We start from the raw sequence: 21922 nt of genomic DNA, 5'->3' as shown, positions 1-21922 counted from the left end.
AGTCCGGCCCCGCAACGAAAAAGGCCCAGGCAGTCTGCCTGGGCCTTATTCCTCTACTTCTTGCGGGCGAAGGGATACGCCTGCTGCGCCAGGAATGTGCCTGGCATGTCGTTGTCGAGGATGCCGTAGTTCTGCGGCAAACGGTTGCCCGCCCCCCGCACGGCGGTGCCGAACAGGTAATCGATGAACGAGAAATGCGCCGCGTAGTTCTTGTCGATCGCCTCGGTGTCCGACGAATGATGCCAGTGGTGGAAATCGGGCGTGACGATGATGTAGCGCAGCCAGCCCCACGGTAGCTTCACATTCGAATGGATCAGCACCGCCTGGAATCCGACGATGATGATGTAGGCGTCCAGCACCGGCTTGGAAAAGCCCAGCACGAACAGCACGCCCAGCACCGCCACGCGCGTGATCAGCAGTTCGACGATGTGCAGGCGCGACCCCGCCAGCCAGTCCAGCGTGCGCGTGCTGTGATGTACGGCATGGAAGCGCCACATGAAGGGCACCTCGTGGTAGATCCGGTGCGCGGCGTACTGCGCCAGATCGGCCACCAGCACGGCCACGAACAATTCCAGCAGATAGGGCATGGATTGGATCGCCTGCTGCAGGGGCTCGTAGGCCGCCCAGGAAAACAGACGGTGGATAAAGAAGTTGATGCACAGCAGCACCGCGCCGACGGACAGGTGATTGAACAGGAAGTGCTTCATGTCCACCTGCCATTCGCCGCGGAATACGGGCTGGCCCGGATACAGCGGCGTCAGCTTTTCAAAAATGATGAAGACCGTGCTGGACGCCAGCAGGTCCAGGATGAACCAGTCCAAACCCAGGTAAGGATGGCCGCCGGCGGCCGATGGCGTCACCGCGACCTGGCTGCCGCCGGCCGCCACCGCGCAGCAGACCAGGACGAAAGCCGAAATGTTCAGCCAGCGCTGGCGGCCCAGCACCGTATTGGCCAGCGCGATCGATCCCGACACCAGCAACGCGCCGAACAGCAGGGTGCGCATCGCGTCCACGGAATAGAATGCGCGCAATTCGGGCGTAGTCAGGTAGGCGGGGAAGTGGAACGCCAGCACACCCAGCACGGCCAGAATCGCCAGGAACAGCGCAATGACGCCGCTCATCATCCCCGTCCCCCGATGGATGCGTCCGTCCTGCCTGAAGAGGTCGAAGATTTTTCGATAGCTGGGCACGCGCTGGTTCATTTCGATTTCATGGCTGTCCAAAGGAAGCGGAGTGTATCGCCGGGGACAGAGCACCTTGTAATTAAACGTGAGCGCGCACGACAGAATCGCTCTGTATCGCACCAGCGCTTGCGCACCGTCAACGGGGCGCAAGCGGCGGGCGGCCGCAAGGTTGACAAGGCGCAGGGGTTGGCGTGTCATGGAACGGACGCTGATGAAAGCGTCTTGCCAGGCGCATCATCGGTCCCGTCAACCGGTTCCTTAAGAGGCCCCTATGTTTCCTGAATACCGCCAACTCATTACCCAGCTGAAGTCCGAAAATGCCCATTTTTCGGCACTGTTCCAGCGGCACAACGATCTGGACCAGGAGATCAAGAATATGGAGGACGGCATCGTGCCGTCCTCGGGCACCAACATCGAAGTGCTCAAGAAAGAAAAGCTGCACCTCAAGGACAAGCTCTACGGCTTGCTGAAGGCAGCAGACAAGAACGGCAGCTAGCCGCGTCCCGGCGCGGGCTACATCAGTTCCAGCCCCGCGCCTTTGACAACGGCGGCGTACTTCGCCATTTCGGACCGGAAGTATGCCTCCGTCTGCTCGGGCGGCATCAGGACAATCCGGTTGTTCTGCGCCGCCATCGCCTGCTTCACGTCGGGCGCATTGAACGCGCGGCCCAGCGCTTCGTGGATCCGCCGCACGTCGGCGGCGGGCAGTTTCGCCGGGCCGGCAGCCGCAAACCAGCCTCCGATTTCATAGTCCGCCAATCCCTGCTCTCGCAAGGTCGGCAGGTCAGGCAGCGCCGCCATGCGTTCGCCGCCACAGGCGCCCAGGGCCTTGAGCGCGCCGCTCCTGACCTGCGGCAGCACGGAAGGCAGGGACAGCACGCCGAAGTCCACCTGGCCGCCGATCAGGTCCGACATCATCGGCCCCACCCCCTTGTAGGGAATGTGCCGGGCCTTCACGCCCGCCTGCTGCACGTACATTTCCGCCGCCAGGTGCAGGATGGTGCCGTTGCCCGACGAGGCATAGTTGTAGCGGCCCGGCTGGCTCTTGAGCAATGCGGTCAGGGCCTTGATGTCGTTGGCCAGGATCTTCTGCGGATTGGCGACCAGCAGGAACGGCGTCATGCCCACCATGCTGATCGGCGTGATGTCCTTGAGCGGATCAAAGGGCAGGCTTTTGTACACGCTGGGAAAGATGACGTGATTGTTGGACAGCATGCTCAGCGTGTAGCCATCGGGCGCCGACCGCACCAGCGCCGACGTGCCGACGATGCCGCCCGCGCCCGGCTGGTTCTCGATCACCACCGTATGTCCCAGCGCCGCGGACAGCGCCGGCCCGGCGGCGCGCGTGATCGTATCCACGCCCGCCCCCACGCCAACGGGCAGGATGAATTTCACCGGCCGGTCCGCCTGCGACCAAGCCACGCCTGGCGCCCCCAGCGTCGCGACGCCCAGCGCGCCCAGGAACTGGCGGCGACTCCAGCACCCGCCTGCGCATTGATTGCTCATGTCTGTCTCCTAATGGTTCTTGTATCGACCGACTGGCGCGGCCGTTTACGTACTACGACTTCAGCACTGCCCGCGGATGCCCGCCCCGGCTTTTTGCACGGGTCAGGCCACCACGCCTTGCTCGCGCATCGCGGCAATCTGCGCGCCGTCATAGCCCAGCCCCTGCAACAGCGCATCGGTGTCCGCCCCCAGGACGGGGGGATGCCGCCTGACGCCCAGCCGCTCGCCGTCCATCATCAGCGGAAACAGCGCGGCGCCCGCCATCTGTCCCGCGCGCTCGCCGTCGGGCAGGCGGATGTCGGCCAGCCCGCCGGTGGCGCGCAGATGCGGATCCTGGTACAGGTCTTCCGGCTTGACGATCGGTGCGAACGGCAGGCCGATGCGCTCGAACGTGGCGGCCAGCTCGGCCGCGCCGTGGTCCGCCAGGCGTCGGCGCAGGTCCGCCAGCAGCGTCGGCCGCTGCCGCACCCGGTCATTGTTGGTGGCCAGCGCCGGATCGCTTTTCAGGTCAGCAAAGCCGAACGCATCGCAAAACGTGGTCCATTGCGTATCGCTCACCGCCGCCAGGAAGATCTGTTCACCATCCTTGACCGTGAACACGTCATAGAGCGCCCAGGCCGACACGCGCTCTGGCATCGGCGCCGACGGCTGGCCGGTGATCGCATACTGGAGCATGTGCTGGCCCACCAGGAAGACATTGTTTTCGAACAGCGCCGACTGCACCTCCTGGCCGCGCCCGGTGATGCCGCGCTGGATCAGCGCCGCCATCGCGCCGATGGCGCCGAACATGCCCCCCATGATGTCGTTCACGCTGGTGCCGGCGCGCACCGGATCGCCCGGCCGCCCGGTCATGTAGGCCAGTCCGCCCATCATCTGCACCACCTCGTCCAGCGCCGTGCGCAGCGCATAGGGGCCGGGCAGGAAGCCCTTGTGGCTGACATAGATCAGGCGCGGATTATCACGGGACAGGGATGCGTAATCCAGCCCGCGCCTGGCCATCGTGCCCGGCCGGAAATTCTCGGCCACCACGTCGGCGCTCGCGGCCAGCTTGCGCGCGGCCTCGGCGCCCGCGGGGCTTTGGATATCGAGCGCGATGCTCTTCTTGTTGCGGTTGAACATGGGGAAAAAGCCCGCGCCCACGCCGAGCAGATGCCGGGTGCGGTCGCCCTGCACCGGCTCCACCTTGATGACCTCCGCGCCCAGGTCGGCCAGCACCATTCCGCAGGTGGGCCCCATGACCATGTGGGTGAATTCCACCACCCGCAGGCCGGCCAGCGGCAACGGTCGGGAGGACGGAGAAGCGGCGGCGTCGGGTGTGTTCTGCATGGCAAGGCTCATTGAAGATTCGGGGGTGCGCGTTCAGGCCGGGATGGCGCGGCGCGGATGAAAGGTCTTGGGCAAGCCGGCCCGCCACAGCGAACCATGCAGCGGCTGGTCGGGCAGCCAGCCTGCCGCCGCCTCGCGCAACGCCAGCAGGCTGGCCATGTCCACGCCGGTATCGATGCCCATGCTTTCCAGCATGAACACCAGGTCTTCCGTGCTGACATTGCCGCTGGCCCCCGGCGCATGGGGGCAGCCCCCGATGCCCGCCAGGCAGGCGTCGAATCGCGCCACGCCGGTGTCCAAAGCCGCCAGCACATTGGCAAGGCCCAGGCCGCGCGTGTCATGGAAATGCGCACAGCACAAGCGGTCACCGGCGATGCGCCGCGCCTGTTCGAACAGGCGGCGCACCGACGCCGGATCGGCATAGCCCACGGTGTCGGCCAGGCTCACGCGATCCGCGCCCGCATCCAGCAGCGCCTGCATCAGGCGCAGCACCTCGTCCGGCCGCACCTCGCCCTGCAAGGTGCAGCCGAAGGCTGTTCCCACCCCGCCCTCGATCAGCATGGCCGAACCGGCCGCATCGCGCGCGGCCCGCATCTGCGCGACCATCTCCACCACTTCCCGGGGCGTCTTGCGCAGATTCGCCAGGCTGTGTGCGTGGCTGGCCGACAACGGCACCAGCATCAGGTCGGCGCCACTGGCCAGGGCGCGTTCGGCGCCTTTCATGTTGGGCACCAGCACCGACACCGACAGGCCGGGCAGGCGCCGTGCATGGGCGACCAAGTCGCCGGTGTCCGCCAGCTGCGGCAACAAGGCGGGGGGCACGAAAGAGCCCACCTCGATCTCGCGCTGCCCCGACGCGTAGGCCGCGTCGATCCACGCCAGCTTGGTTTGCGTGGGCAGCACCACGGGCAGGCTCTGCAGGCCGTCGCGCAGGCCGACTTCACGTACGGTGACGGCGGGGGGACGGACGGAAATCTCAGAGGCATTCATGGCGGACGAAACCGGCGAAATCTGGGAATGCCAGTTTTAGATATTCTCAAAATCACCACAAGCGCTATTTTGGAACCGCTAAAATTCCTGTTTGGAATATCTTAGGCAGACTTCCCTCATGCGCGATCTGGACATCACCACGCTGCGGCTGTTCATCTCCGTCTGCGACACGGGGAGCATCGCCCGAGCCGGCCAGCGCGCCAACATCGTGGGTTCGGCCATCAGCAAAAGGCTGGCTCAGCTTGAGGACACCGTCGGCGCCAAGCTCCTGACGCGCAGGCGCCGCGGCGTGGAACCCACCGAGGCCGGCGAAACGCTGCTGGAGCACGCGCGCGCCATCCTGGCCAGTTCCGAACGCATCGAGCGCGACATGTCGGCGTACGCCAGCGGCGTGAAGGGACAGGTGCGGATCCTGGCGACTGCTTCGGTGCTGGCCGAATCATTGGCCGAGGACATCGCGGCGTTCCTGCAGGCGCCGCCGCACCGCAACATCCGCGTCGACATGGAGGAACGGGTCAGCCACGAGGTCGTGCGCGGCGTCCAGGAGGGCATCGCCAGCCTGGGCATCTGCTGGGACGCGGCCGACTTCCACGGATTGGCCCGCCGTCCCTACCGCGGCGACCGCCTCGCCGTGGTCACCGCCCCGGAGCATCCGCTGGCGCGGCGCGACGCGGTCTGGTTCCAGGAAGCCCTGGACTACGAGCACGTCAGCATGCCCGCGGCCGGCGCCGTGCTACGCATGCTGCAGACAGCGGCGAGCCAAAGCGGCAAGACGCTGCAGCACCGGGTCACGGTCAGCAATTTCGACTCCGCGTTCCGGGTGGTGCTGGCCGGGCTGGCGATCAGCGTCGCCCCGATCGAGGTCGCCACCCCCTATGCCATGGCGCACGGCCTTCGGGTGCTGCCGTTGAAGGACGACTGGAGCCGCCGCCGCTTTGCCATCTGCATGCGCAGCGAAACCGGATTGACCGCAGCCGCCGCCCTGCTGCTGGAACATCTGGCCGCGGCGGGCGCGGCCGGCTGACACACCTGGCGTTCGCCACGTCGGCGGAGAACCTTAGATTGCCTAAATAATGATTAGGGAATTTAGTTTTTCTAATCATTTCAATCCCGGTAGGCTGTGCGCCTCGCCTCTCCGATTTTCCCGCATGACCACCGCCTTCATTCCCGGCTTCCTGCTCGGCCTGAGCCTGATCGTGGCGATCGGCGCGCAGAACGCCTTCGTGCTGCGCCAGGGCCTGCGCAAAGAACATGTGTTCGTGATCTGCCTGGCCTGTGCGCTGTCCGACGCCATTCTCATCGCGGCCGGCGTGGCGGGCTTCGGCATCGCGGTCGGCGCCCTCCCCTGGCTGGAACCCGCCATGCGCTATGGCGGGGCGCTGTTCCTGTTCCTGTACGCCGCGCGCAGCCTACACTCGGCGCTGCGCAAGCACCATGGCCACCTGTCGCCGTCCTCGCGGCCGTCCGTGGGACGGGGAGCGGCGCTCGCCACCTGCCTGGCCCTTACCTGGCTGAATCCGCACGTCTACCTCGACACCGTCATGCTGCTTGGCTCCATCTCCAGCCAGTACGAAGGAAGCAAGACGGCCTTCGCGCTGGGCGCGATCTGCGCCTCGTTTTTCTTCTTCTTTGCGCTGGGATACGGCGCCCGGCTGCTCCAGCCGGTATTCGCCAGCGCAACGGCGTGGCGGGCGCTGGATGCGGGCGTAGGCATCGTGATGGCGGCCATCGGCTTAAGGCTTGTGGCCTAGCCGCCTTCATCCCTACGCAGGACGCCGCTGCGCAATCCCCGCTGATACGCTGGCCTGCCACTCAGCGACGGGATACCGGCCATGAGAATCTCCCTTGGCGCCGCTTGCGCGCTTGCCGCCTTGCTTTGGCAAGGCCCGGCGTGCGCGCAGTATGTGGTGCAGACCCAGGAAATGGGCGGCAAATGGAGCGTGCCCAATCCCCACTACCCGGGCGTGCCGGAGTTGTTCCGGGCAAGCACGGGCGCCAAGCGCGCCTGCCTGGAACGCGCCTCGCCAAGCAACCTCTATCGCGCCACCAAGGTCATCGACCTGCGCACCGGCGAAGAAGTGCTGCTGGTCGATTGCATTCCCATCCGCAAGGAACAGCGCGAACGGTCCGAGCAGATCCGGGCAAATGCCGCAAAGCCGGCGGCGCCGTAAAAGACGCCAGGCCTGGCAAGGCGCCTGGGCTGCTAGCGGACCGGCTGGGCGGCCGTTTCTCCCGCGGACGCGTTCATGTAGTCCTTGACCGTGTGGTCCCGGTTGTAAGTCACCGTCAGCGTGCGCTGATCCTGCATTGCGCCATATTCGCTGTTGTTGAAATAAAACCAGGTCGCCGTCCGCAGGCCCTGCGCATTGATGTGCTGGGTTCTTGGCGGTCCGAAATCCCGGACCATCTCGTCGAACGTAGTGACGTTGATCTTGATGGCTTCCACTTTCTGCTGAGTGACCAGGTTCCCCGGCGCGGGGGCGGCGCAGCCCGCCACGATGGCGGCCACGAAAAGCAAGGGCAATCTCATGCGGTTTCCCCGTTTTTGCAAGCCGCCGTGCGCGGCTGACGTGTTGTTGAATTCCGGACGCCCATAAGAATACCTTGACCACGCCGGACCGCTGCGCACGCTTGCGTGGAGGCGACCATCAGCAAACAGCCCGGCGGCCGTCATTTTGCGGTCATCTACAATGCGGCCAGTTGCCGCGCGCGAAGAGGCGCCGGCCCGCAACACATAGGCAGCATGACGCGCGCGAAGAAATCAGCCCCCAGAAAGAAAGCCCCGGCAGCCCGAAACAAAGCCGCATCCTCCAGCGGCCTCTATCGATTCCTGCGAACGTTCGTCCTCACCTCGCTGGCCAGTTTTGGCGCGGCCACGTATGCGCTGAACCCGCAATGGCGCGCCCACTTTTCGCCCGACGAAATCCTGGCGCGCCTGGGATGGCCCAGCGGAGAAACGTACGCCCCGGCGGCGGCGCCGGCCGGCGGCATGGCCCACACCCGGTTCGCCGATTGTCCGCAGTTCTTCCCGAAGGAACGGGCGCCCATCGTGCCCGGCGGACAGGCCCTGCGCGAACTCTGCTTTTCCACCTTCGCCATCCTGCACAACGGCCAGACGAAGACGCCGGTTTTCGTGGCTGAACGGCTGAACCGCAAGATGCTGACCCAGGCCCAGGGCATGCCCCGATCGGACAAGTTCTATGCCGAGGCGCGCGTGCCGCGCGCCGAACGCGCCGAGCTGCAGGATTACCGCGGATCGGGCTATTCGCGCGGACACATGGCGCCGGCCGGAGACATGTCCACCCGCGAGGCCATGGCGCAGAGCTTCTCGCTGGCCAACATGGTGCCGCAGGACCAGAGCCACAATGCCGGCCCCTGGAGCCAGATCGAGCAGGACACCCGGAAGTACGCGATGCGTGCGGCGGGCGACGTGTACGTCTTCACGGGCCCCTACTATGGCGACCAGCCCAAGGCGATCGGGTCGGGCGTGGCCGTGCCCAGCCATCTCTTCAAAGTCGTCTATGACGCGACGACCGGCCGGTCCTGGGTGCATTGGCAAGCCAACAGCGCGCACACCAGTGTCAGCGCGCCCATCAGCTACGAGGAATTCACACGGCGCACCGGCATGCAGTTGCTGCCGTCCGCCGCGAACTGACGCCACGCCACCGGTTTACTTGGGCCGCGGCGACGGGAAGTCCTGGTCCACCGCCGGCCACTCGCCCGCCCGCAGCCGCGGCAGGCACTTGACCATTGCCCTGGCGACGTTGCGCACTTCTTCCTGGACTGCCAAGTCCCGGTCCAGGTCCGCGTGGCTGGTGGCATAGGGCGCGTAATAGCCGATGTAGCGATCCAGGCGGGACGACGCCCCCGCATCCACCAGGCCCATCCAGTCGAGCCAGTCGCTCAGCGCGCGCCGCTGGCCTTCGATGCCGGCCACGTCGCCATGCACGACCAGCCCATACGCCCGCCCCGCCAGGTGCTTCGGATAGGGCCAACCGTCCAGTTCAAGCTGCTTGGCCTTCATCGGGTCCTTGCCCGAAGTCGAGGTGGGATCGGGATTGCCGCCGTCGGCGCAGACAAGCCGGTCGATCATCAGCTTCAAGGGACTGGGCGACTGGTACCAGTAGGTCGGCGCCACCAGCACCACGCCATGCGCCGACACCCATTGCTCGTAGATGCCGTTCATCGCGTCGTTATCCTGGCCCAGCGAGTGGTTGGGGTAACAGCTGCAGGGCCAATGGCAAAGCGGCATCGCGGTGGACACGCAGCCTTTGCAGGGATGGATCAGATACTGGTATTCGGAAGTCAGCCGGCTCAGGTCCAGCATGTCCGCCTGCATGCCGGCGGATTCGATTTCGTCCCGCACGATCTGCGCGAGCCGCCAGCTTTTGGAAACCTCGCCCGGACAGGTGCCATCGTTGCGGGCCGCACCGATCACCACCAGGACGCGCGTGCGTGTGCCGGACTCGCGCTGGATCCGCGCAGCGCGCTCGAGACGGTCGTGCGTCTCCTTCCACTCCACCGACAGATCGTAGGCCGGATCGGCATAGCCGGGACCGGCCTTCTCGGTGACAGGCGCCTTGCGCCCCTGCTCGTAGGCGTCCCAGGCAATGGCCTCCAGACGCTCCAGGGCATCGCTTTCAGCCTGAAAGGCGGGATCGTAAAACCGGCGCATGAAGCGCAACCGGAAGGTATCGCGCGCCAGTTCGCCGGCGTATTGCCCGGTGCGGACATCGAGAGTGGGTTTGGCCATGGCGATCTGCCTGCGAAGACTGACCGGACCAGGCAGCAAATTCCGTTCCCGGCTATCAATCCAGCCGGCGAATGGCGAGCGTCGTGTTGTTGCCCCCCATGCCAAACGAGTTGCTGAGCGCCAGCGTCAGCCCCGGCAGGGCTCGCGGCGTTCCGGGGACATAATCCAGATCGCAATGTTCATCGCCCGGCTCGAAAAACAGTGTCGGCGGCACGATGCCTCGAGACACGGCCATCGCCACGACGCCCGCCTCGATGGCGCCGGCCGCGCCGATCGCATGGCCGATCGCGCCCTTGATGCTGCTGATCGGCAGATCGCGCGCGCGCTCGCCAAAAACGCGCTTGATCGCCGCGGTTTCGATCCTGTCGCCCACCAGGGTCCCCGTCGCGTGGGCGTTGAGATAGCCCACGTCCGACGGTGACAGGCCGCCATCGGCCAGGCAGCGCGACATCGCCAGCGCTTGTCCATCCGGGTCCGGACGCAGCGGATGCGTGCCATCGTTGCTGACGCCATAGCCGCAGATTTCGGCGATGGGCGTGGCCTTGCGGGCGGCGGCATGTTCGGCCGATTCCAGGACCAGCATCGCCGCCCCTTCGGCCAGCGCGAAGCCGGTGCGCCGCAGGCTGAACGGCCGGCAGCTTCCTTCCTGGTCATCGGCAGGATCCGCGCACAGGACATGCAACTGGGTCCAGGCCGCCATGATGATCGGCGTCAGCATGGCTTCCGTCCCGCCGGCGATCGCCACGTCCAGATAACCGTCGCGGATGCGGCGGAAGGCCTCGCCGATGGCAACCGCGCCGGCAGAACAGGCGGTGGTGTAGGTCTGCGCCTCTGCCTGCGTCCTGAGCAGCTGCGCAATGTGCGCCGTGGGCGCGTTGGGCATGGTCGCGGGCACGACCAGCACCGACCGCTTGGGAACGACGCCGTGGTAGGCCTCAACCGCTTCGACCAGCGTGCGGACCCCGCCGATGCCCGTCCCCACGAACACGCCGCAATGGGTCTTGCGACCGTCGTCCAGGCCGGCCTGCGCGATGGCCTGGCTGGCGGCATGCTGCGCCATGAGCGTGACGCGATCCATCATGCGGGCCTGTGCCGGGTGCACGCCAGCTGCGACATCCGCGCGGACATGACCCACACGCCGCCCGATCCCGGTATCGGGTGGCAGGTCCACGCCGCATCTTCCTTCGATCAATGACTCGAAAGTCTGCCCGGCGGTATCGCCAACGGGCGTCGTCATGCCGATGGCGGTGATCACGACCTTTTTCCTGTGCGTCATGGCGACCGCTCCGGCACATCGCTGGCTGCGACGGCAGCGTCCGGCGACGCCGCAGCCGCGGGCCTGGCATTTTCCGCAGGCGCAGCACGCCGCTCGGCCGCGCGCGCCATGCGCGCCGCCACGCTGCCCTCGGCGGGACCGGCGGCCAATCGTTCGACGACCTGATGCATGTAGGCGATCAAGCCGGAGAGATTCGAGGGAAAGATGCTGGTGATTTCCTGCGCCCCGACCTCATGATCCTTGGGCAGCATGTCATCGGTCTGGATATGGAACTCGGTTTCGATCTCGAGAAGGATCTCAAGAATGGCCAGGGAGTCGAACTGCGTGATCACGGCGGAAAACTGCTGGTCTTCGAGCAAGGGAGCAGGCTCGCAGCGGCACACGTCAGCGATGATCGCGGCGAGCTTGTCCCGCAAGATGGAATCTTCCGGCAGGGCGGGAATTGTCGGCTGGGTCTGCATGGTCGGGGCCCTCAAAAACAGTGAACCATCAACGTCGCAAGCAGATTCGCTATTTGAATCCTTTGCGACAAAATGCGCCAGGTGCCCTTTGGCGGACCGCTGGCTTGAAATCGCACTGGCCAATCCGCGGCCGCTCACACCGGGCCAACGGACCATGAGCCGCCAAGCGTTTCATTCGCCGGGCAAGTCGCTACAGGACATAAGCGAATCTCCGGCGAAAGAAGCGCCAGGAGATACGAATGCGGAGAACGGGAGCCGCACGAGACGATCAACTATAAGTAAAGGTAAGTGTCGCATTCGCACGCACCGCGCCTGCGGTGGGGGCGGCGGTCACCTGTTGATAGCTCGCGCCCACCTGGTACGACCAAGTATCCGTGGGCAGCGCCCCCACGGGCGATCCCAGATTCCTGTCCGCCACCCCCATGGTCGGCTGGCGAAACTCACCGGTTGTGGTATCACGCACCCACAGCTTCAATCCCACCCCTTTGGCGCCGGCGACCGAGGTGTCCTGGTTGCTCAGTGTCGCGGCATAACCGGCCACCGTCGTTCCCGTTATCGACATTGCGGGTGCCAGACTGCTGCCGCCGGTGCACACCACTTGGAGCGTGGTCGAGGTCACGTCCCCGGCGGTGCCACTCTTCAGCGCGGAAAGCGTGGCATCCGGCAATGCCAGATTCAGCGCGCTCGAGTTGGTTACGTTGCACGTGGGCATCGTGAACCTGACCGTCCCCGTCATTGACAATGAGTACAGGCCGCTAGGCAGCGCCCCATAGATCGGACCCGTTATGGTCGTAACGGCGGAAATATCGCTCGTATTCAAGGTGCCGGCTGAGATGGGTTCTCCGGTTGCGACGACTTCGATGCGGGCTTTGGCGCCGGGATAGTCTGGCGAACTGAATGGAAACAGCAGCACCCCACTTTCATATGGATTTATGAACTGTGCCGGAGCGGTCTGATAATTGCCATCGTCGAGCACGTAATAGAAAATTCGAAAGCCCACCCCCGCGAAGTTGGTTTTGTAGATGTCGGTTCCCTGAATCCGCGGTTGCGTGCTGGCGAACGTTTCGATGACACCCGGAGGACAGTTGTACAGGGGAGCCTTCTGTCCCTGGGCGCCACCCGACAGGGCGGGCAGCGTGTAATCCATTGCGAACAGCAAATCGCCTCGAGTGGGCTGAGACGGCACGGGAATACTGGTCTTGCTGGGAAACAGCAAATATTGACTGCCACTGTAGCCGTCATAGACAATGCCGCTGGGGGCCATCCCCCCCCTGTTGACCCAGCAATTCACGGCCCTTGCGTCCAGCGGCCCCGCCGATGCGTCCTGCGCGAATCCAAGGGATCCCAGCATTACGAGGCAGAACCCAGTCAATGCGCCTCTAACGGCTACGCGGTGGGCTGGGCCGCACGCAACAATCTTCTCGCTCATGCGCATGTCAGATCCTTGGTCGTTTCCTCCGCCCCGGATTCCACCGCGGAGGCGTCGAATTCAAATGTGCAGTGCTGTTCCTGCGCGCCGCCCCATTTCACTGCGAACCGGGCGACTCCCTGCAGTCCCGTCAACCAGGCGCGACCGACGGGACCGACGATGCCCCGTTGTTTGCCATCGGCGTCATAGATGGCCGCGCCGAAGGGAAGCTCCGCGCCCGCCGCGTTCTTGAGCACGACAAGTACCGTGTGGCCCAATTCGGTCTCAAACTTGGCGACCACGATCGCGCCACGGGAGGGAACGACCGTCGTGACGTTCTGTCCCAGCGTCGCCTGGGCGTTGTCGTAGTCAGGCCTCAAGGAAATGCGATTTTCCCGGTACGGCGTCGCGGACGGAACCAGCGCCCGCCCCGAACTGTTGGTGCGGACTCCCGGGTAGGAGTCGACCTCGACACCGGCTGCGCCTGGCGCATCCACGATGACGGCGGTTTCGCCGATGTTCTGACCCAGGAGCGGGCCTTTGCCATCGACTACGACCGCGCCGCTGAAGTCGATGTTAGTGTTGGACGCCCCCGCGTTGTAGCCATGGCTCAGGTTGGCGATGCCCACCGGCGTGGCGTAACCCAGCGAGCCGTAACCCCGGCCGCCGTTGCCCCCCATCGGCGATCCATGGGTTACGCCCCCCTGCACGGCGTAGGTCAGGGAATAGTCATCGGTCAATGCGCCGCTCAGATTCACATCCTGGCTGGTGCCCTGGCCCTGGGCCTTGGTCATGGTATAGCTTGCGTTGTGCCTGCCGCCCAACGGTATGCTGAACGTCAGCATGAAAGTCGACTGGCGCTTTTGCCAGGGGCCGGCATTGATGCCGTAGTTGAGTGCGTACCCCACCCGACCAATGGCGCTTGAATAGGACACCTGCGCAAACGTGGCATTGCGCGGTGCATTCCGGTAGACGACGCCGTAATAATTGAACGACAGCGAACTGGCCTTCCCGACCCGTTGCGACAGCCACAGCTGGTATTCATGCATGCGCTCGTAGCCCAGGTATTTATCGTCCTTGCTGCCCTGACGCACCGCATCGTCCAAGCTTCGGTAACCATCCGAGTTGTACCGGTATCCGGCCAGCGTCAGGTCGGTGCCATACGTCGGAAAGGCCTTGGCATACTGGATTCGCGCTGCGGTGCCCACCAGTTTCCCGCCATCGGCTCCGCGCGAGCGGGAAGTCGTGACGTCGGTGGAAATTGCCCCCATTTCCCGCAGGTTCAAGGCCAGGCCGGCCGCCCCCGCCTGATATCCCCCCTGCGCGCCCGTCACGCCGCCGTAGGCGGTAATGCCCCAAGGCAATCCATGGGCAACTGTCAGCTGCGTCATCAACGGGCGCTTGTTCACATAGCTCTGGCGATGCTGGCCCAGCGCAAAGCTGTAATTCCAGGTTCCTTCGCGCAGCATCGTCGGCAGGGCCGAGAACGGCTGAGAAAAGCGCGTCGTGCGTCCCCCCAGCTCTTCGATGGTCACTTCAAGGTCGCCCCCGCCTGGCGTGGAGTAAAGGTCGTCGATGACAAACGGCCCGGCCGGCACGAAGGTGGTGTAGATGGCGTAGCCATTCTGGCGCACGGTCACCTTGGCGTTGGACGGCGCGACACCCCGCACCACCGGGGCGAAGCCCCGCTGACTGTCCGGCAGCATCCCTTCGTCCGATTGCAGGATAACGCCGCGAAAACGCGTGGCATTGAAGATGTTGCCCGGCGTCGAGCTATCGCCCATGCGCAGCCAGCCGCGCCAGGCGGCGATGTCGCGCTCCGCATAAAGATCGCTCAGATTCCAGTTCGATCGTCCGGCGCTCTCGAAATAGCTGCCGTTGGCCCGCAGGCGCCATGCGCCTGCGTTGAATCCATTCCGGAAGTTGGCAAACGTGCTGCTCGAGTTGCCCCCCTGAGAGTTCGAGGAACGGGAGGCGTTATGCGACACGCGGTAGGACGACCAGAATGCGGTTGTGCCGTTGTCCCACCGATCGCGCGAGACGGTGCCGCGCGCCTTGCGGTCCAGCGCAGCCTGAGCGATGGACACCTCCAGGATATTCTTGTCCTGGTTGTAGCGGGCCTGGGCGTTGGGCAGCGCCTTCAACGGCCCCGCGCAACTGGCTGCCGCAGGCCCCTGCAGCGCAGGGAAGGCATCGACCTTGACGCCCATTTCCTTCAACAGCGCAACGGGAATACAGGCCTGAGCATCTTCCGCTCCTTCGACTGCGGCGAATTCGATCTCGCGCATACCGAAAGTCTGGCGGTTAAGCTCGATCATGACCAATTTCCTGCCCGGCAGGATACGGTTGGAAAAGGCGAACACCGAAAGATCGACGCCTTCACCCCCTGCTTTCTGGTGCAAAAAACTGCTGTCGAAAGTTGTGGCTTCCTGGGCGGCTTCCGCTGCGTGGGCTGCGGGGCAAGCCGCAATAATCGCAACCGCCGACAATCCCAGAGCCGTACGATTCGCGTTCGATTTCACTTTGGTGGCCCTTCTGGAGCGTCTGTCCCGGGGGCTACCGTCGCCTCGGCCCAGGTTTCGACCACACCGTAGTCATTGACGACTTTTGCCGTTGCCTTAATGGCGCCAATGGGGCATTTCGCCAGCGGCAGCAGCGTCGTTGCCATCGGCTTGGCGACGACGGTGCGCCCGAATCCATCGGCTTCGCCGGGGATGTCTATGCCCGAGAAATTGATGGTGAACACCGACGCATTCTTGATCGCAAGCTGGCATGCCTTGCCGTCCTTGCGCCATGACCACTGCACCAGCGAGGCGTCTCGCGGCATTTTCTGGATGGCTTCCGGACGGTAGAACAGCTTGATGCGCGTGCGCGTGGCCAGCGTGAGGCTGTTCTGCGCGGAACTCGCCTTTTTCTGCGGAATTTCCAGCACATTCAGCCAGAAATAGCTTTCACGATCCGTGGGCAGGTTGGCCCCCACACGCGTGACGACGAGGCCGCGCTCGGTGTTTCCGTCGAACCGACTCAAAGGCGGTGTCACGAAGAACGGCGTTTCCATTTCTTCGGATTCGCCGTCGATCCATGCCTGGACAACGTAGGGATCCGTGCCATGGTTCTTGGCGTAGACCGAGACGCTCTTATCCTTTTCGTTGAAGATGAGCCGCGTGCTGGACAGCTGCACGGCAGCCTGGACCGAAGTGACGGCCACCGCACCGGCGGCGACGGCGATGGAAACAAGGCATTTGGGGATGATGTTCATGAGACTGACGCGCGGCTCGCTGCGGACGACCCGACTGAAGTTCGAAGTGAGGAAATCAACCGCCGCATCGGCTTCATGACCGGGACAAGCCCGGACCGGCTTTAGGAGTACGACAACGTGATCGTGGCGGTGGCATTGGCTGTGCCCGACCGCATCGACGGCGCGTTGGAGGGATGTATGTAGTAGCTCGTGAACACAAACGTGCTTTTGGTCGAATTCACGTTGAAGGCATAGGCCTGGGTGCCGTCCATGCGGACATTCGTACCGGAGCCGTGGGTCGTGTCTTTCGTTTGCACCTGCACGCCAAAGCCGGTTGCGGTGCCCGCGCCAGCTGTCAGCGCAAGAATGGAGGCATCGCCAAATGCGGTCGTACCGGTGAAACGAAGGCTGGCCGCCTGCAAAGTGGATATTTCGCACGCGCCCAAGGTAACGGTGAAGTCCTTCCAATATTGCGAACGGGGGACAGTGGACGAACTGAATTCAGTGATCGGAACCTCGCCAATGGCCACCGCGGAGTCCACGGAAATCGTGCACGGCGTGCTGGTGATGCGCCCCGTAATGCTCAGCGTCGCTGTCTGGGCATTCGCAACGTTGGCGGACGACAACAAGATCGCCGCGAGAGTGAGTCGTTTGATTTCGAGATTCATAAGGTCCACCCGGCACGCCCACTTCTTTCTTAGGCGCCACCTTAAAACACCGTTTTCAAGACAGAAGGTGGTGCGGCGGCTTACGTCGCACCAGGCCTGACGCGATGGCAATGGACTCTCCCCGCCTGCGGCGGCGAATCCTGGGAGCTTTCCCAGGGCGGGCCGGTTGCTCACCGGCCCGCCGTCCATGAGTACCCGCGAATTACGAGTAGGTGACGTCAAACACCGCGCGGGCGTTGGCGGGGCCGGCCGTCACGGAAGCAGCGGTTGCCTCGTAGGACGCCTTGAACGTGATGATGTTGTTGCCGGTGATCAGCGTGCGGGTGACGGGCGAGCCGCCAACAATGACGTCGACTCCGTCCAGCGTCAGGGCCACCGCGACGCCCGTTGCGCCGGAGCCGCTTTCCAGGCCGAGCAGGCGACTGCTGATGACGCTGCCGGCGCCCGGACTGAAGGAGATGGCCGCCGTGTTCTGGGTGGAGATGTCGCAGTTCAGCAGCGTGATGGGGACGTCAACTTCGGCGCTACGGTCGCCGACCGCATTGAAGTTGTTGGTCGAGATAGAGCCCAGGGAAATCACCATGTCGGTACCCTGCTGACCGCCGCCGATCGAGCAGGGGGACGTGGTGATTTCGCCCTGGAAGGCGATGTTGCCGGTATCGGCCGAAGCGGCGCCGGCAAAAGCGGCGAAGCTGGTGGCGATCAGAGCATTGAGAACGAGCTTTTTCATGAGATAGAGTCCTAACTAGGTTGATGAAAAACAACGAGAAAAACAACAATCACAAAGACGATCTGGAAAACCGCCCAACCACTTGCATTCGGAGTCGACTGGAGAACGCGCCGACGTCGAACCGAACCATGTTTGCAAGGCAGCCCAACAACCGGTTGCCCGGCCAAAACACCCATCGGCGCACGATCCGGCCCAGCAGATGCTGCTGCTTGCTAATCCCTAATTCGTATTTCAGATCGGCGACCATCCACCGAACCACCACCGCAAGTTTCTTCGCCAGCGCCGGATGCCTTTGCATCAGCCGCAGGCACGGAATCGCCCAGACGCGATAGCCAAGGTAGGTCGTGGGCGAAAACCTCCTGGCGCAATAGCTCGCGTCGTACAACCAGTCCTGCATGGAGATCAGGTCTAGTCGGCGCAACTCGTTGCACACGATTTTTCTGCTGTAATCGGCCCATACGCCAAGCTTGCTCATATGAATCATTCGATCAATGGATGCGCAGACAGGCGGCCTGCGTTTGCCGGCGCTTCAGGCTTGAAGCGTGTTGTCTTTGCCTTGGTCATAAACCTGGAAAGAGCCGCGATCAGCCACAACAGCAGCAACGTCGGGAGGCCGATGCGCATGGTTGGCGCGAATTCGTCGATGGCTAATATGGAGGCCGCGATTGCCACCACCACCAATGCGCCAGCCGCCGCGGGGATGACGCTCAGGATGGCCGACTTGCTGAAGCGCCGCGCGCCGCCGTGACGGCCAAGCCGATGGCTGACATGGGACAGGAAAATAGCGAGCCACACGAATAACAGGCCTGTCGTGGCGACAGCCGTGGCCGCGACGAAGACGCCGCCAGCCAGCCAGCCATTGACAAGAAACACCACGATGGATATGCCGCCGGAGGCTCCGACAGCCCAGACGGGCCCGCGGGCAGCCGACACCCGGCCAAGCCCCGCCGGCGCCTGACCCGCCCGCGCCATGCTGAACAACATCCGCGATGCGCAGTACATTTGGCTATTGAGCACCGACAGAACCGTGACGAGTATCAGTACGCGCAGCAGGGTGTTGGGCCAAGGCAGGCCCGCAAGCTGGAGCAGCGCTCCGAAGGGGGGCTTGGACAACGACACCATGCCTGCCTGAAGCAGCGCGCCCGCCACAACGACCGCAACGAAGGCCAGGCCAACCACGGCAAACGAGGTGACGCGGATCCCGCGCCGCAGTGCGTCCGGCGTCGCCTTGGTCTCGGCTGCGACAATGGCCAGCGACTCGATGCCGATAAAGCCGAACACCGCCAGCATGAAGGCCTGCCAGATATTGGAAAATGGGACGATCAAGCTCGCGGCCGATTCATGAGTCGGCGTGGGCGCGCCATGCGCGATGTAGCACGCCAATCCGATGAGTCCCACCAAGGCAAGCACCTTGAACGCCGACAGCGCAACTTCGCAGCGGGCGAACGCCCTCGCTCCAAGCAGGTTGACGATTGCGAGCCCGGCAAGCACGGCGACAAGCATTGCATCGGCGCTCACATGCGGCACCCAGGCTGTCAGCACGGGCGCCAGCAGAGACACTTCGGTTCCGATGATCAGTACGAGCGAAGCAAAGTATGCGGCGCGCACCATGAAACCCACGGTGGAACCCAGATAGCATTCGGCGTAGGAACCAAACGCTCCGGGCGTCGGGTGCTTGGCAACCAGACGGCCCAGGCTGGCCATCAGCAGCAGCGCCACCAAGGCCGCGGCCGCGTACGCCGGGATGGCTGCGGCGCCGGCCACCAGCAGCGGAAATGCGCTGCCCGAAACCAGGCCGTAGCTGATGACGGTGCCGAAGGCGACCATCGACATCTGGCGGCTGCCCAGCACGACGGGCAGCGCCGATTCCCTATTCAGTATGTTGTTCAGATTACTCATGACGGGTTACCACGCCCTTAAGTCGACGGGTACACCGTAGACAGCGCAAGACCTCAATGGAGCCGTACTGTAGGCGTCGGTCGACCGCACGTATGTAGAAAACTTACGAAAGGCGTAAGCGTGGCGCCTGCGTCAGGTCTGCCGTTCGAGTCGCAGCCTTTCTTGCTGGCCGCGGGAAGCCCGTGAAAGGTGCCTTTCCAAAAATTCAATTCGCGGGCATTCGACGTCTCTAGCATGGGGATGCCGGCGCTCGCATGGACGGCGCCGCCCCCCTAACAAAAGACTTCGGAGACAAAAATGAATCAGTTCTTGAGGCGCGCGGCCGCCGGCTTTCTGCTGTGCGCCGCCGGCGCGGCCGCTGCGCAGGATTACCCCAGCAAGCCCATACGCCTGGTCGTATCTTTTTCGGCCGGAGGCACGACGGACATCCTGGCCCGTGAAGTGGCGCACCAGCTGTCCACACGTCTTAAACAGACCGTCGTGGTCGAGAATCGGCCCGGGGCCGGCGGCAACATCGGCACGGAGTTCCTGTCCAAGAGCGCGCCTGACGGCTACACGCTGTTGGCGACATCCGTGGGCCCGGTCGCGATCAACCCCACGCTGTACGCCAACCTGAAGGTCAATCCCCAAACGGCGCTGCTTGCGGTTGCGCCTATCGCGGACGTGCCGAACGTGCTTGTCGTCCATCCGGACCTCCCCGCAAAGAATGTGGCTGAGCTGGTGGCCTATGCCAAGAAGCGTCCCGACAAGTTGAACTACGGGTCGACCGGCATCGGCACGGCGGCGCATCTGTCAGGCGTGCTGTTCGCCGAGAAGGCCGGAGTGGACGTCGTCCACGTTCCGTACAAGGGCGCGGACGCCCTGAACGACCTGATCGCGGGCCGCATCGACTTCATGTTCGCCACGATTCCGTCGGTCATCGGGCATATCCGCGCGGGTCAGTTGCGTCCCCTGGCGGTGGCGTCCGCAAAACGCTCGGAAGCGCTTCCCGATACGCCAACCATGGCCCAGGCGGGCGTCCCGGATGTGGTCACCGGCGCCTGGTTCGGCCTGTTCGCCCCTGTCGACACGCCGCCAGCAGTCGTCGCCACGCTGAATCAGGCCGTGAACGAGTCCATCGCCAGCGCCGACGTGCAGAAGCGGCTGTTGGCCCAAGGGGCGGAACCCATGCGCATGGATGCGGCGGCGTTTGGAAGCTTCGTTGCGGCGGAATATGCGTCGTGGCGCCCGATCGTGCTCAGGTCCGGGGCCCGCATCGACTAGCGGCGCTGGGGCGTTCCCAGCGGCGAAAACGACAAAGGCCGTTAGTGGACACTGCCACTAACGGCCTTTGATTTGTTGGTCGGGGCGGTGGGATTCGAACTCACGACCCTCTGCTCCCAAAGCAGATGCGCTACCAGGCTGCGCTACGCCCCGAAGGGTGGGAACTATACCAGAAACCGGTCGGCCGCGGCCGCCCCACTGCCCGGGGAACCGTAACGGATTCCGTCCGAAAAATCGCTGACTGGCACCTATTTAATTCTCGCCTGAATCAAATCGGATTTTGGCGCAGCGCAGGCCGCCTTCAGACATGAAAAAACGGCGCGCCACCCGGCGCGCCGCTTCGAAAACCACAAGCGGGCGGCTGCGATCAGCCGGGCTGCGATCAGCCGGGCTGCGGTCAGTCGGGCTGCGGTCAGCCGGGCTGCGCTCAGCCGAAGCGGCCCGTGATGTAGTCTTCGGTTTCCTTGCGCGAGGGCTTCACGAAGATCTGGTCGGTCTGGCCGAATTCCATCAGTTCGCCCAGATACATGTAGGCCGTGAAGTCCGAGCAGCGCGCGGCCTGCTGCATGTTGTGCGTCACGATGACGACGGTGTAGTCGTTCTTCAGTTCGGCGATCAGTTCTTCGATCTTGGCCGTGGAAATCGGGTCCAGCGCCGAGCACGGTTCGTCCAGCAGCAGCACTTCCGGCTTGATGGCGACGCCGCGGGCGATGCACAGGCGCTGCTGCTGACCGCCCGACAGGCTGTTGCCGCTTTGGTGCAGCTTATCCTTCACTTCGTTCCACAGCGCCGCCTTGCTCAAGGCCCACTCCACGCGCTCGTCCATTTCGCCCTTGGACAGGCGTTCGAACAGGCGCACGCCGAAAGCGATGTTGTCGTAGATGCTCATGGGAAACGGCGTGGGCTTCTGGAAGACCATGCCGATCTTGGCGCGGATCAGCGAGATGTCGGTCTTGGCCGTCAGCAGGTTCTCGCCGTCCAGGACGATTTCGCCCTCGGCGCGCTGGCCGGGATACAGCTCGAACATGCGGTTGAACGTGCGCAGCAGCGTCGACTTGCCGCAGCCCGACGGGCCGATGAAGGCGGTGACCTTCTTCTCCTGGATCGACATGTTCACGTTGCGGATCGCGTGGAACTTGCCGTAGTAGAAGTTCAGGTTCTTGACCTCGATCTTGTTCTTGACGGCGGTAGCGGTATTTTCCATTGGGTTTCCCTTGGCT

The 21922-nt window shown here is 64.2% G+C and carries 22 protein-coding genes and 1 tRNA gene; 6 read left to right on the top strand and 17 right to left on the bottom strand.

Going from position 1 to position 21922, the window contains the following annotated elements; translation table 11 throughout:
• Window positions 1-53: 53 nt before the first annotated feature.
• Window positions 54-1202 (bottom strand): sterol desaturase family protein, encoded by a 1149-nt coding sequence (locus ABE485_RS15955; RefSeq protein ID WP_346516239.1) that lies wholly within the window; start codon window positions 1200-1202, stop codon window positions 54-56.
• A 253-nt stretch (window positions 1203-1455) separates the two neighbouring features.
• Here ABE485_RS15955 and ABE485_RS15950 point away from each other — a divergent pair, with 253 nt between their 5' ends.
• A complete protein-coding gene (locus ABE485_RS15950; RefSeq protein WP_346516238.1) occupies window positions 1456-1680 on the top strand; it encodes a YdcH family protein in 225 nt (74 codons plus the stop codon).
• 17 nt (window positions 1681-1697) lie between these two features.
• Here the strand turns inward: ABE485_RS15950 and ABE485_RS15945 are convergent, their stop codons facing one another.
• From ABE485_RS15945 to ABE485_RS15935, 3 genes are all read right to left on the bottom strand, one after another.
• Complete coding sequence (locus tag ABE485_RS15945; RefSeq protein ID WP_346516237.1) at window positions 1698-2690, bottom strand: Bug family tripartite tricarboxylate transporter substrate binding protein; 993 nt, start codon at window positions 2688-2690, stop codon at window positions 1698-1700.
• Window positions 2691-2792: 102 nt separating this feature from the next.
• Window positions 2793-4016, bottom strand: a complete 1224-nt coding sequence (locus ABE485_RS15940) for a CaiB/BaiF CoA transferase family protein (protein ID WP_346516236.1) — start codon at window positions 4014-4016, stop codon at window positions 2793-2795.
• 33 nt (window positions 4017-4049) lie between these two features.
• Window positions 4050-5006 (bottom strand): hydroxymethylglutaryl-CoA lyase, encoded by a 957-nt coding sequence (locus tag ABE485_RS15935; protein WP_346516235.1) that lies wholly within the window; start codon window positions 5004-5006, stop codon window positions 4050-4052.
• 118 nt (window positions 5007-5124) lie between these two features.
• On the opposite strand from ABE485_RS15935, the gene ABE485_RS15930 reads away from it, so the two are divergent.
• The 3 genes from ABE485_RS15930 (at window position 5125) to ABE485_RS15920 (ending at window position 7177) form a co-directional block, all read left to right on the top strand.
• Entirely contained in the window at window positions 5125-6030 is a 906-nt protein-coding gene (locus tag ABE485_RS15930) for a LysR substrate-binding domain-containing protein (protein ID WP_346516234.1), read from the top strand.
• Between the two features lie 124 nt (window positions 6031-6154).
• A complete protein-coding gene (locus ABE485_RS15925) occupies window positions 6155-6757 on the top strand; it encodes a LysE/ArgO family amino acid transporter (protein ID WP_346516233.1) in 603 nt (200 codons plus the stop codon).
• An 81-nt stretch (window positions 6758-6838) separates the two neighbouring features.
• Complete coding sequence (locus ABE485_RS15920) at window positions 6839-7177, top strand: hypothetical protein (RefSeq protein WP_346516232.1); 339 nt, start codon at window positions 6839-6841, stop codon at window positions 7175-7177.
• A 32-nt stretch (window positions 7178-7209) separates the two neighbouring features.
• Here the strand turns inward: ABE485_RS15920 and bamE are convergent, their stop codons facing one another.
• On the bottom strand, window positions 7210-7680 hold the full coding sequence (gene bamE / locus ABE485_RS15915; protein WP_346516231.1) for an outer membrane protein assembly factor BamE domain-containing protein: 471 nt from the start codon (window positions 7678-7680) through the stop codon (window positions 7210-7212).
• Window positions 7681-7749: 69 nt separating this feature from the next.
• On the opposite strand from bamE, the gene ABE485_RS15910 reads away from it, so the two are divergent.
• On the top strand, window positions 7750-8661 hold the full coding sequence (locus tag ABE485_RS15910; protein WP_346516230.1) for a DNA/RNA non-specific endonuclease: 912 nt from the start codon (window positions 7750-7752) through the stop codon (window positions 8659-8661).
• 15 nt (window positions 8662-8676) lie between these two features.
• On the opposite strand, the gene ABE485_RS15905 is transcribed toward ABE485_RS15910, so the two are convergent.
• The 10 genes from ABE485_RS15905 to ABE485_RS15860 form a co-directional block, all read right to left on the bottom strand.
• A complete protein-coding gene (locus ABE485_RS15905; RefSeq protein ID WP_346516229.1) occupies window positions 8677-9759 on the bottom strand; it encodes a flavodoxin family protein in 1083 nt (360 codons plus the stop codon).
• Window positions 9760-9814: 55 nt separating this feature from the next.
• On the bottom strand, window positions 9815-11035 hold the full coding sequence (locus tag ABE485_RS15900) for a beta-ketoacyl-[acyl-carrier-protein] synthase family protein (protein WP_346516228.1): 1221 nt from the start codon (window positions 11033-11035) through the stop codon (window positions 9815-9817).
• Window positions 11032-11496, bottom strand: a complete 465-nt coding sequence (locus ABE485_RS15895; protein ID WP_346516227.1) for an acyl carrier protein — start codon at window positions 11494-11496, stop codon at window positions 11032-11034. Before ABE485_RS15895 ends, ABE485_RS15900 begins: the two co-directional genes overlap by 4 nt.
• Window positions 11497-11764: 268 nt before the next feature.
• Window positions 11765-12925: a fimbrial protein gene (locus ABE485_RS15890; RefSeq protein WP_346516226.1), complete on the bottom strand. Its 1161-nt coding sequence runs from the start codon at window positions 12923-12925 to the stop codon at window positions 11765-11767.
• Window positions 12922-15426 (bottom strand): fimbria/pilus outer membrane usher protein, encoded by a 2505-nt coding sequence (locus ABE485_RS15885; protein ID WP_346516225.1) that lies wholly within the window; start codon window positions 15424-15426, stop codon window positions 12922-12924. Before ABE485_RS15885 ends, ABE485_RS15890 begins: the two co-directional genes overlap by 4 nt.
• Entirely contained in the window at window positions 15423-16163 is a 741-nt protein-coding gene (locus ABE485_RS15880) for a fimbrial biogenesis chaperone (protein ID WP_346516224.1), read from the bottom strand. Before ABE485_RS15880 ends, ABE485_RS15885 begins: the two co-directional genes overlap by 4 nt.
• 101 nt (window positions 16164-16264) lie before the next feature.
• On the bottom strand, window positions 16265-16810 hold the full coding sequence (locus ABE485_RS15875; RefSeq protein ID WP_346516223.1) for a fimbrial protein: 546 nt from the start codon (window positions 16808-16810) through the stop codon (window positions 16265-16267).
• A gap of 202 nt (window positions 16811-17012) precedes the next feature.
• Window positions 17013-17540 (bottom strand): fimbrial protein, encoded by a 528-nt coding sequence (locus ABE485_RS15870; protein WP_346516222.1) that lies wholly within the window; start codon window positions 17538-17540, stop codon window positions 17013-17015.
• A 49-nt stretch (window positions 17541-17589) separates the two neighbouring features.
• Window positions 17590-18015, bottom strand: coding sequence for a hypothetical protein (locus tag ABE485_RS15865; RefSeq protein WP_346516221.1), 426 nt, complete (start codon window positions 18013-18015; stop codon window positions 17590-17592).
• A 5-nt stretch (window positions 18016-18020) separates the two neighbouring features.
• Window positions 18021-19439 carry an amino acid permease gene (locus tag ABE485_RS15860; protein ID WP_346516220.1) on the bottom strand — a complete coding sequence of 473 codons (1419 nt, stop codon included), beginning with the start codon at window positions 19437-19439 and terminating at the stop codon, window positions 18021-18023.
• A gap of 297 nt (window positions 19440-19736) precedes the next feature.
• Here ABE485_RS15860 and ABE485_RS15855 point away from each other — a divergent pair, with 297 nt between their 5' ends.
• The gene (locus ABE485_RS15855; protein ID WP_346516219.1) at window positions 19737-20702 is read left to right on the top strand and encodes a Bug family tripartite tricarboxylate transporter substrate binding protein; all 966 of its coding nucleotides are present in this window, start codon (window positions 19737-19739) and stop codon (window positions 20700-20702) included.
• 76 nt (window positions 20703-20778) lie between these two features.
• On the opposite strand, the gene ABE485_RS15850 is transcribed toward ABE485_RS15855, so the two are convergent.
• Window positions 20779-20855: transfer RNA gene (locus tag ABE485_RS15850), tRNA-Pro, on the bottom strand.
• Window positions 20856-21129: 274 nt separating this feature from the next.
• A complete protein-coding gene (pstB, locus tag ABE485_RS15845; protein ID WP_346516218.1) occupies window positions 21130-21906 on the bottom strand; it encodes a phosphate ABC transporter ATP-binding protein PstB in 777 nt (258 codons plus the stop codon).
• Window positions 21907-21922: the final 16 nt, after the last annotated feature.

The sequence above is a fragment of the Achromobacter spanius genome, assembly GCF_039673305.1.
Taxonomy (GTDB): Bacteria; Pseudomonadota; Gammaproteobacteria; order Burkholderiales; family Burkholderiaceae_B; genus Achromobacter; species Achromobacter spanius_F.
Note: the sequence above shows the minus strand (reverse complement) of the source record. Positions and strands in the feature narration are given on the sequence as shown.

Coding starts and splice junctions, on each gene's coding strand:
- ABE485_RS15940 (WP_346516236.1), bottom strand. CDS start 4,016: ATGCAGAACACACCCGACGCCGCCGCTTCTCCGTCCTCCCGACCGTTG.
- ABE485_RS15875 (WP_346516223.1), bottom strand. CDS start 16,810: ATGAATCTCGAAATCAAACGACTCACTCTCGCGGCGATCTTGTTGTCG.
- ABE485_RS15895 (WP_346516227.1), bottom strand. CDS start 11,496: ATGCAGACCCAGCCGACAATTCCCGCCCTGCCGGAAGATTCCATCTTG.
- ABE485_RS15865 (WP_346516221.1), bottom strand. CDS start 18,015: ATGAGCAAGCTTGGCGTATGGGCCGATTACAGCAGAAAAATCGTGTGC.
- ABE485_RS15955 (WP_346516239.1), bottom strand. CDS start 1,202: ATGAACCAGCGCGTGCCCAGCTATCGAAAAATCTTCGACCTCTTCAGG.
- ABE485_RS15910 (WP_346516230.1), top strand. CDS start 7,750: ATGACGCGCGCGAAGAAATCAGCCCCCAGAAAGAAAGCCCCGGCAGCC.
- ABE485_RS15935 (WP_346516235.1), bottom strand. CDS start 5,006: ATGAATGCCTCTGAGATTTCCGTCCGTCCCCCCGCCGTCACCGTACGT.
- bamE (WP_346516231.1), bottom strand. CDS start 7,680: ATGACGGCCGCCGGGCTGTTTGCTGATGGTCGCCTCCACGCAAGCGTG.
- ABE485_RS15860 (WP_346516220.1), bottom strand. CDS start 19,439: ATGAGTAATCTGAACAACATACTGAATAGGGAATCGGCGCTGCCCGTC.
- ABE485_RS15925 (WP_346516233.1), top strand. CDS start 6,155: ATGACCACCGCCTTCATTCCCGGCTTCCTGCTCGGCCTGAGCCTGATC.
- ABE485_RS15880 (WP_346516224.1), bottom strand. CDS start 16,163: ATGAACATCATCCCCAAATGCCTTGTTTCCATCGCCGTCGCCGCCGGT.
- ABE485_RS15905 (WP_346516229.1), bottom strand. CDS start 9,759: ATGGCCAAACCCACTCTCGATGTCCGCACCGGGCAATACGCCGGCGAA.
- ABE485_RS15855 (WP_346516219.1), top strand. CDS start 19,737: ATGAATCAGTTCTTGAGGCGCGCGGCCGCCGGCTTTCTGCTGTGCGCC.
- ABE485_RS15870 (WP_346516222.1), bottom strand. CDS start 17,540: ATGAAAAAGCTCGTTCTCAATGCTCTGATCGCCACCAGCTTCGCCGCT.
- pstB (WP_346516218.1), bottom strand. CDS start 21,906: ATGGAAAATACCGCTACCGCCGTCAAGAACAAGATCGAGGTCAAGAAC.
- ABE485_RS15920 (WP_346516232.1), top strand. CDS start 6,839: ATGAGAATCTCCCTTGGCGCCGCTTGCGCGCTTGCCGCCTTGCTTTGG.
- ABE485_RS15945 (WP_346516237.1), bottom strand. CDS start 2,690: ATGAGCAATCAATGCGCAGGCGGGTGCTGGAGTCGCCGCCAGTTCCTG.
- ABE485_RS15930 (WP_346516234.1), top strand. CDS start 5,125: ATGCGCGATCTGGACATCACCACGCTGCGGCTGTTCATCTCCGTCTGC.
- ABE485_RS15890 (WP_346516226.1), bottom strand. CDS start 12,925: ATGAGCGAGAAGATTGTTGCGTGCGGCCCAGCCCACCGCGTAGCCGTT.
- ABE485_RS15950 (WP_346516238.1), top strand. CDS start 1,456: ATGTTTCCTGAATACCGCCAACTCATTACCCAGCTGAAGTCCGAAAAT.
- ABE485_RS15900 (WP_346516228.1), bottom strand. CDS start 11,035: ATGACGCACAGGAAAAAGGTCGTGATCACCGCCATCGGCATGACGACG.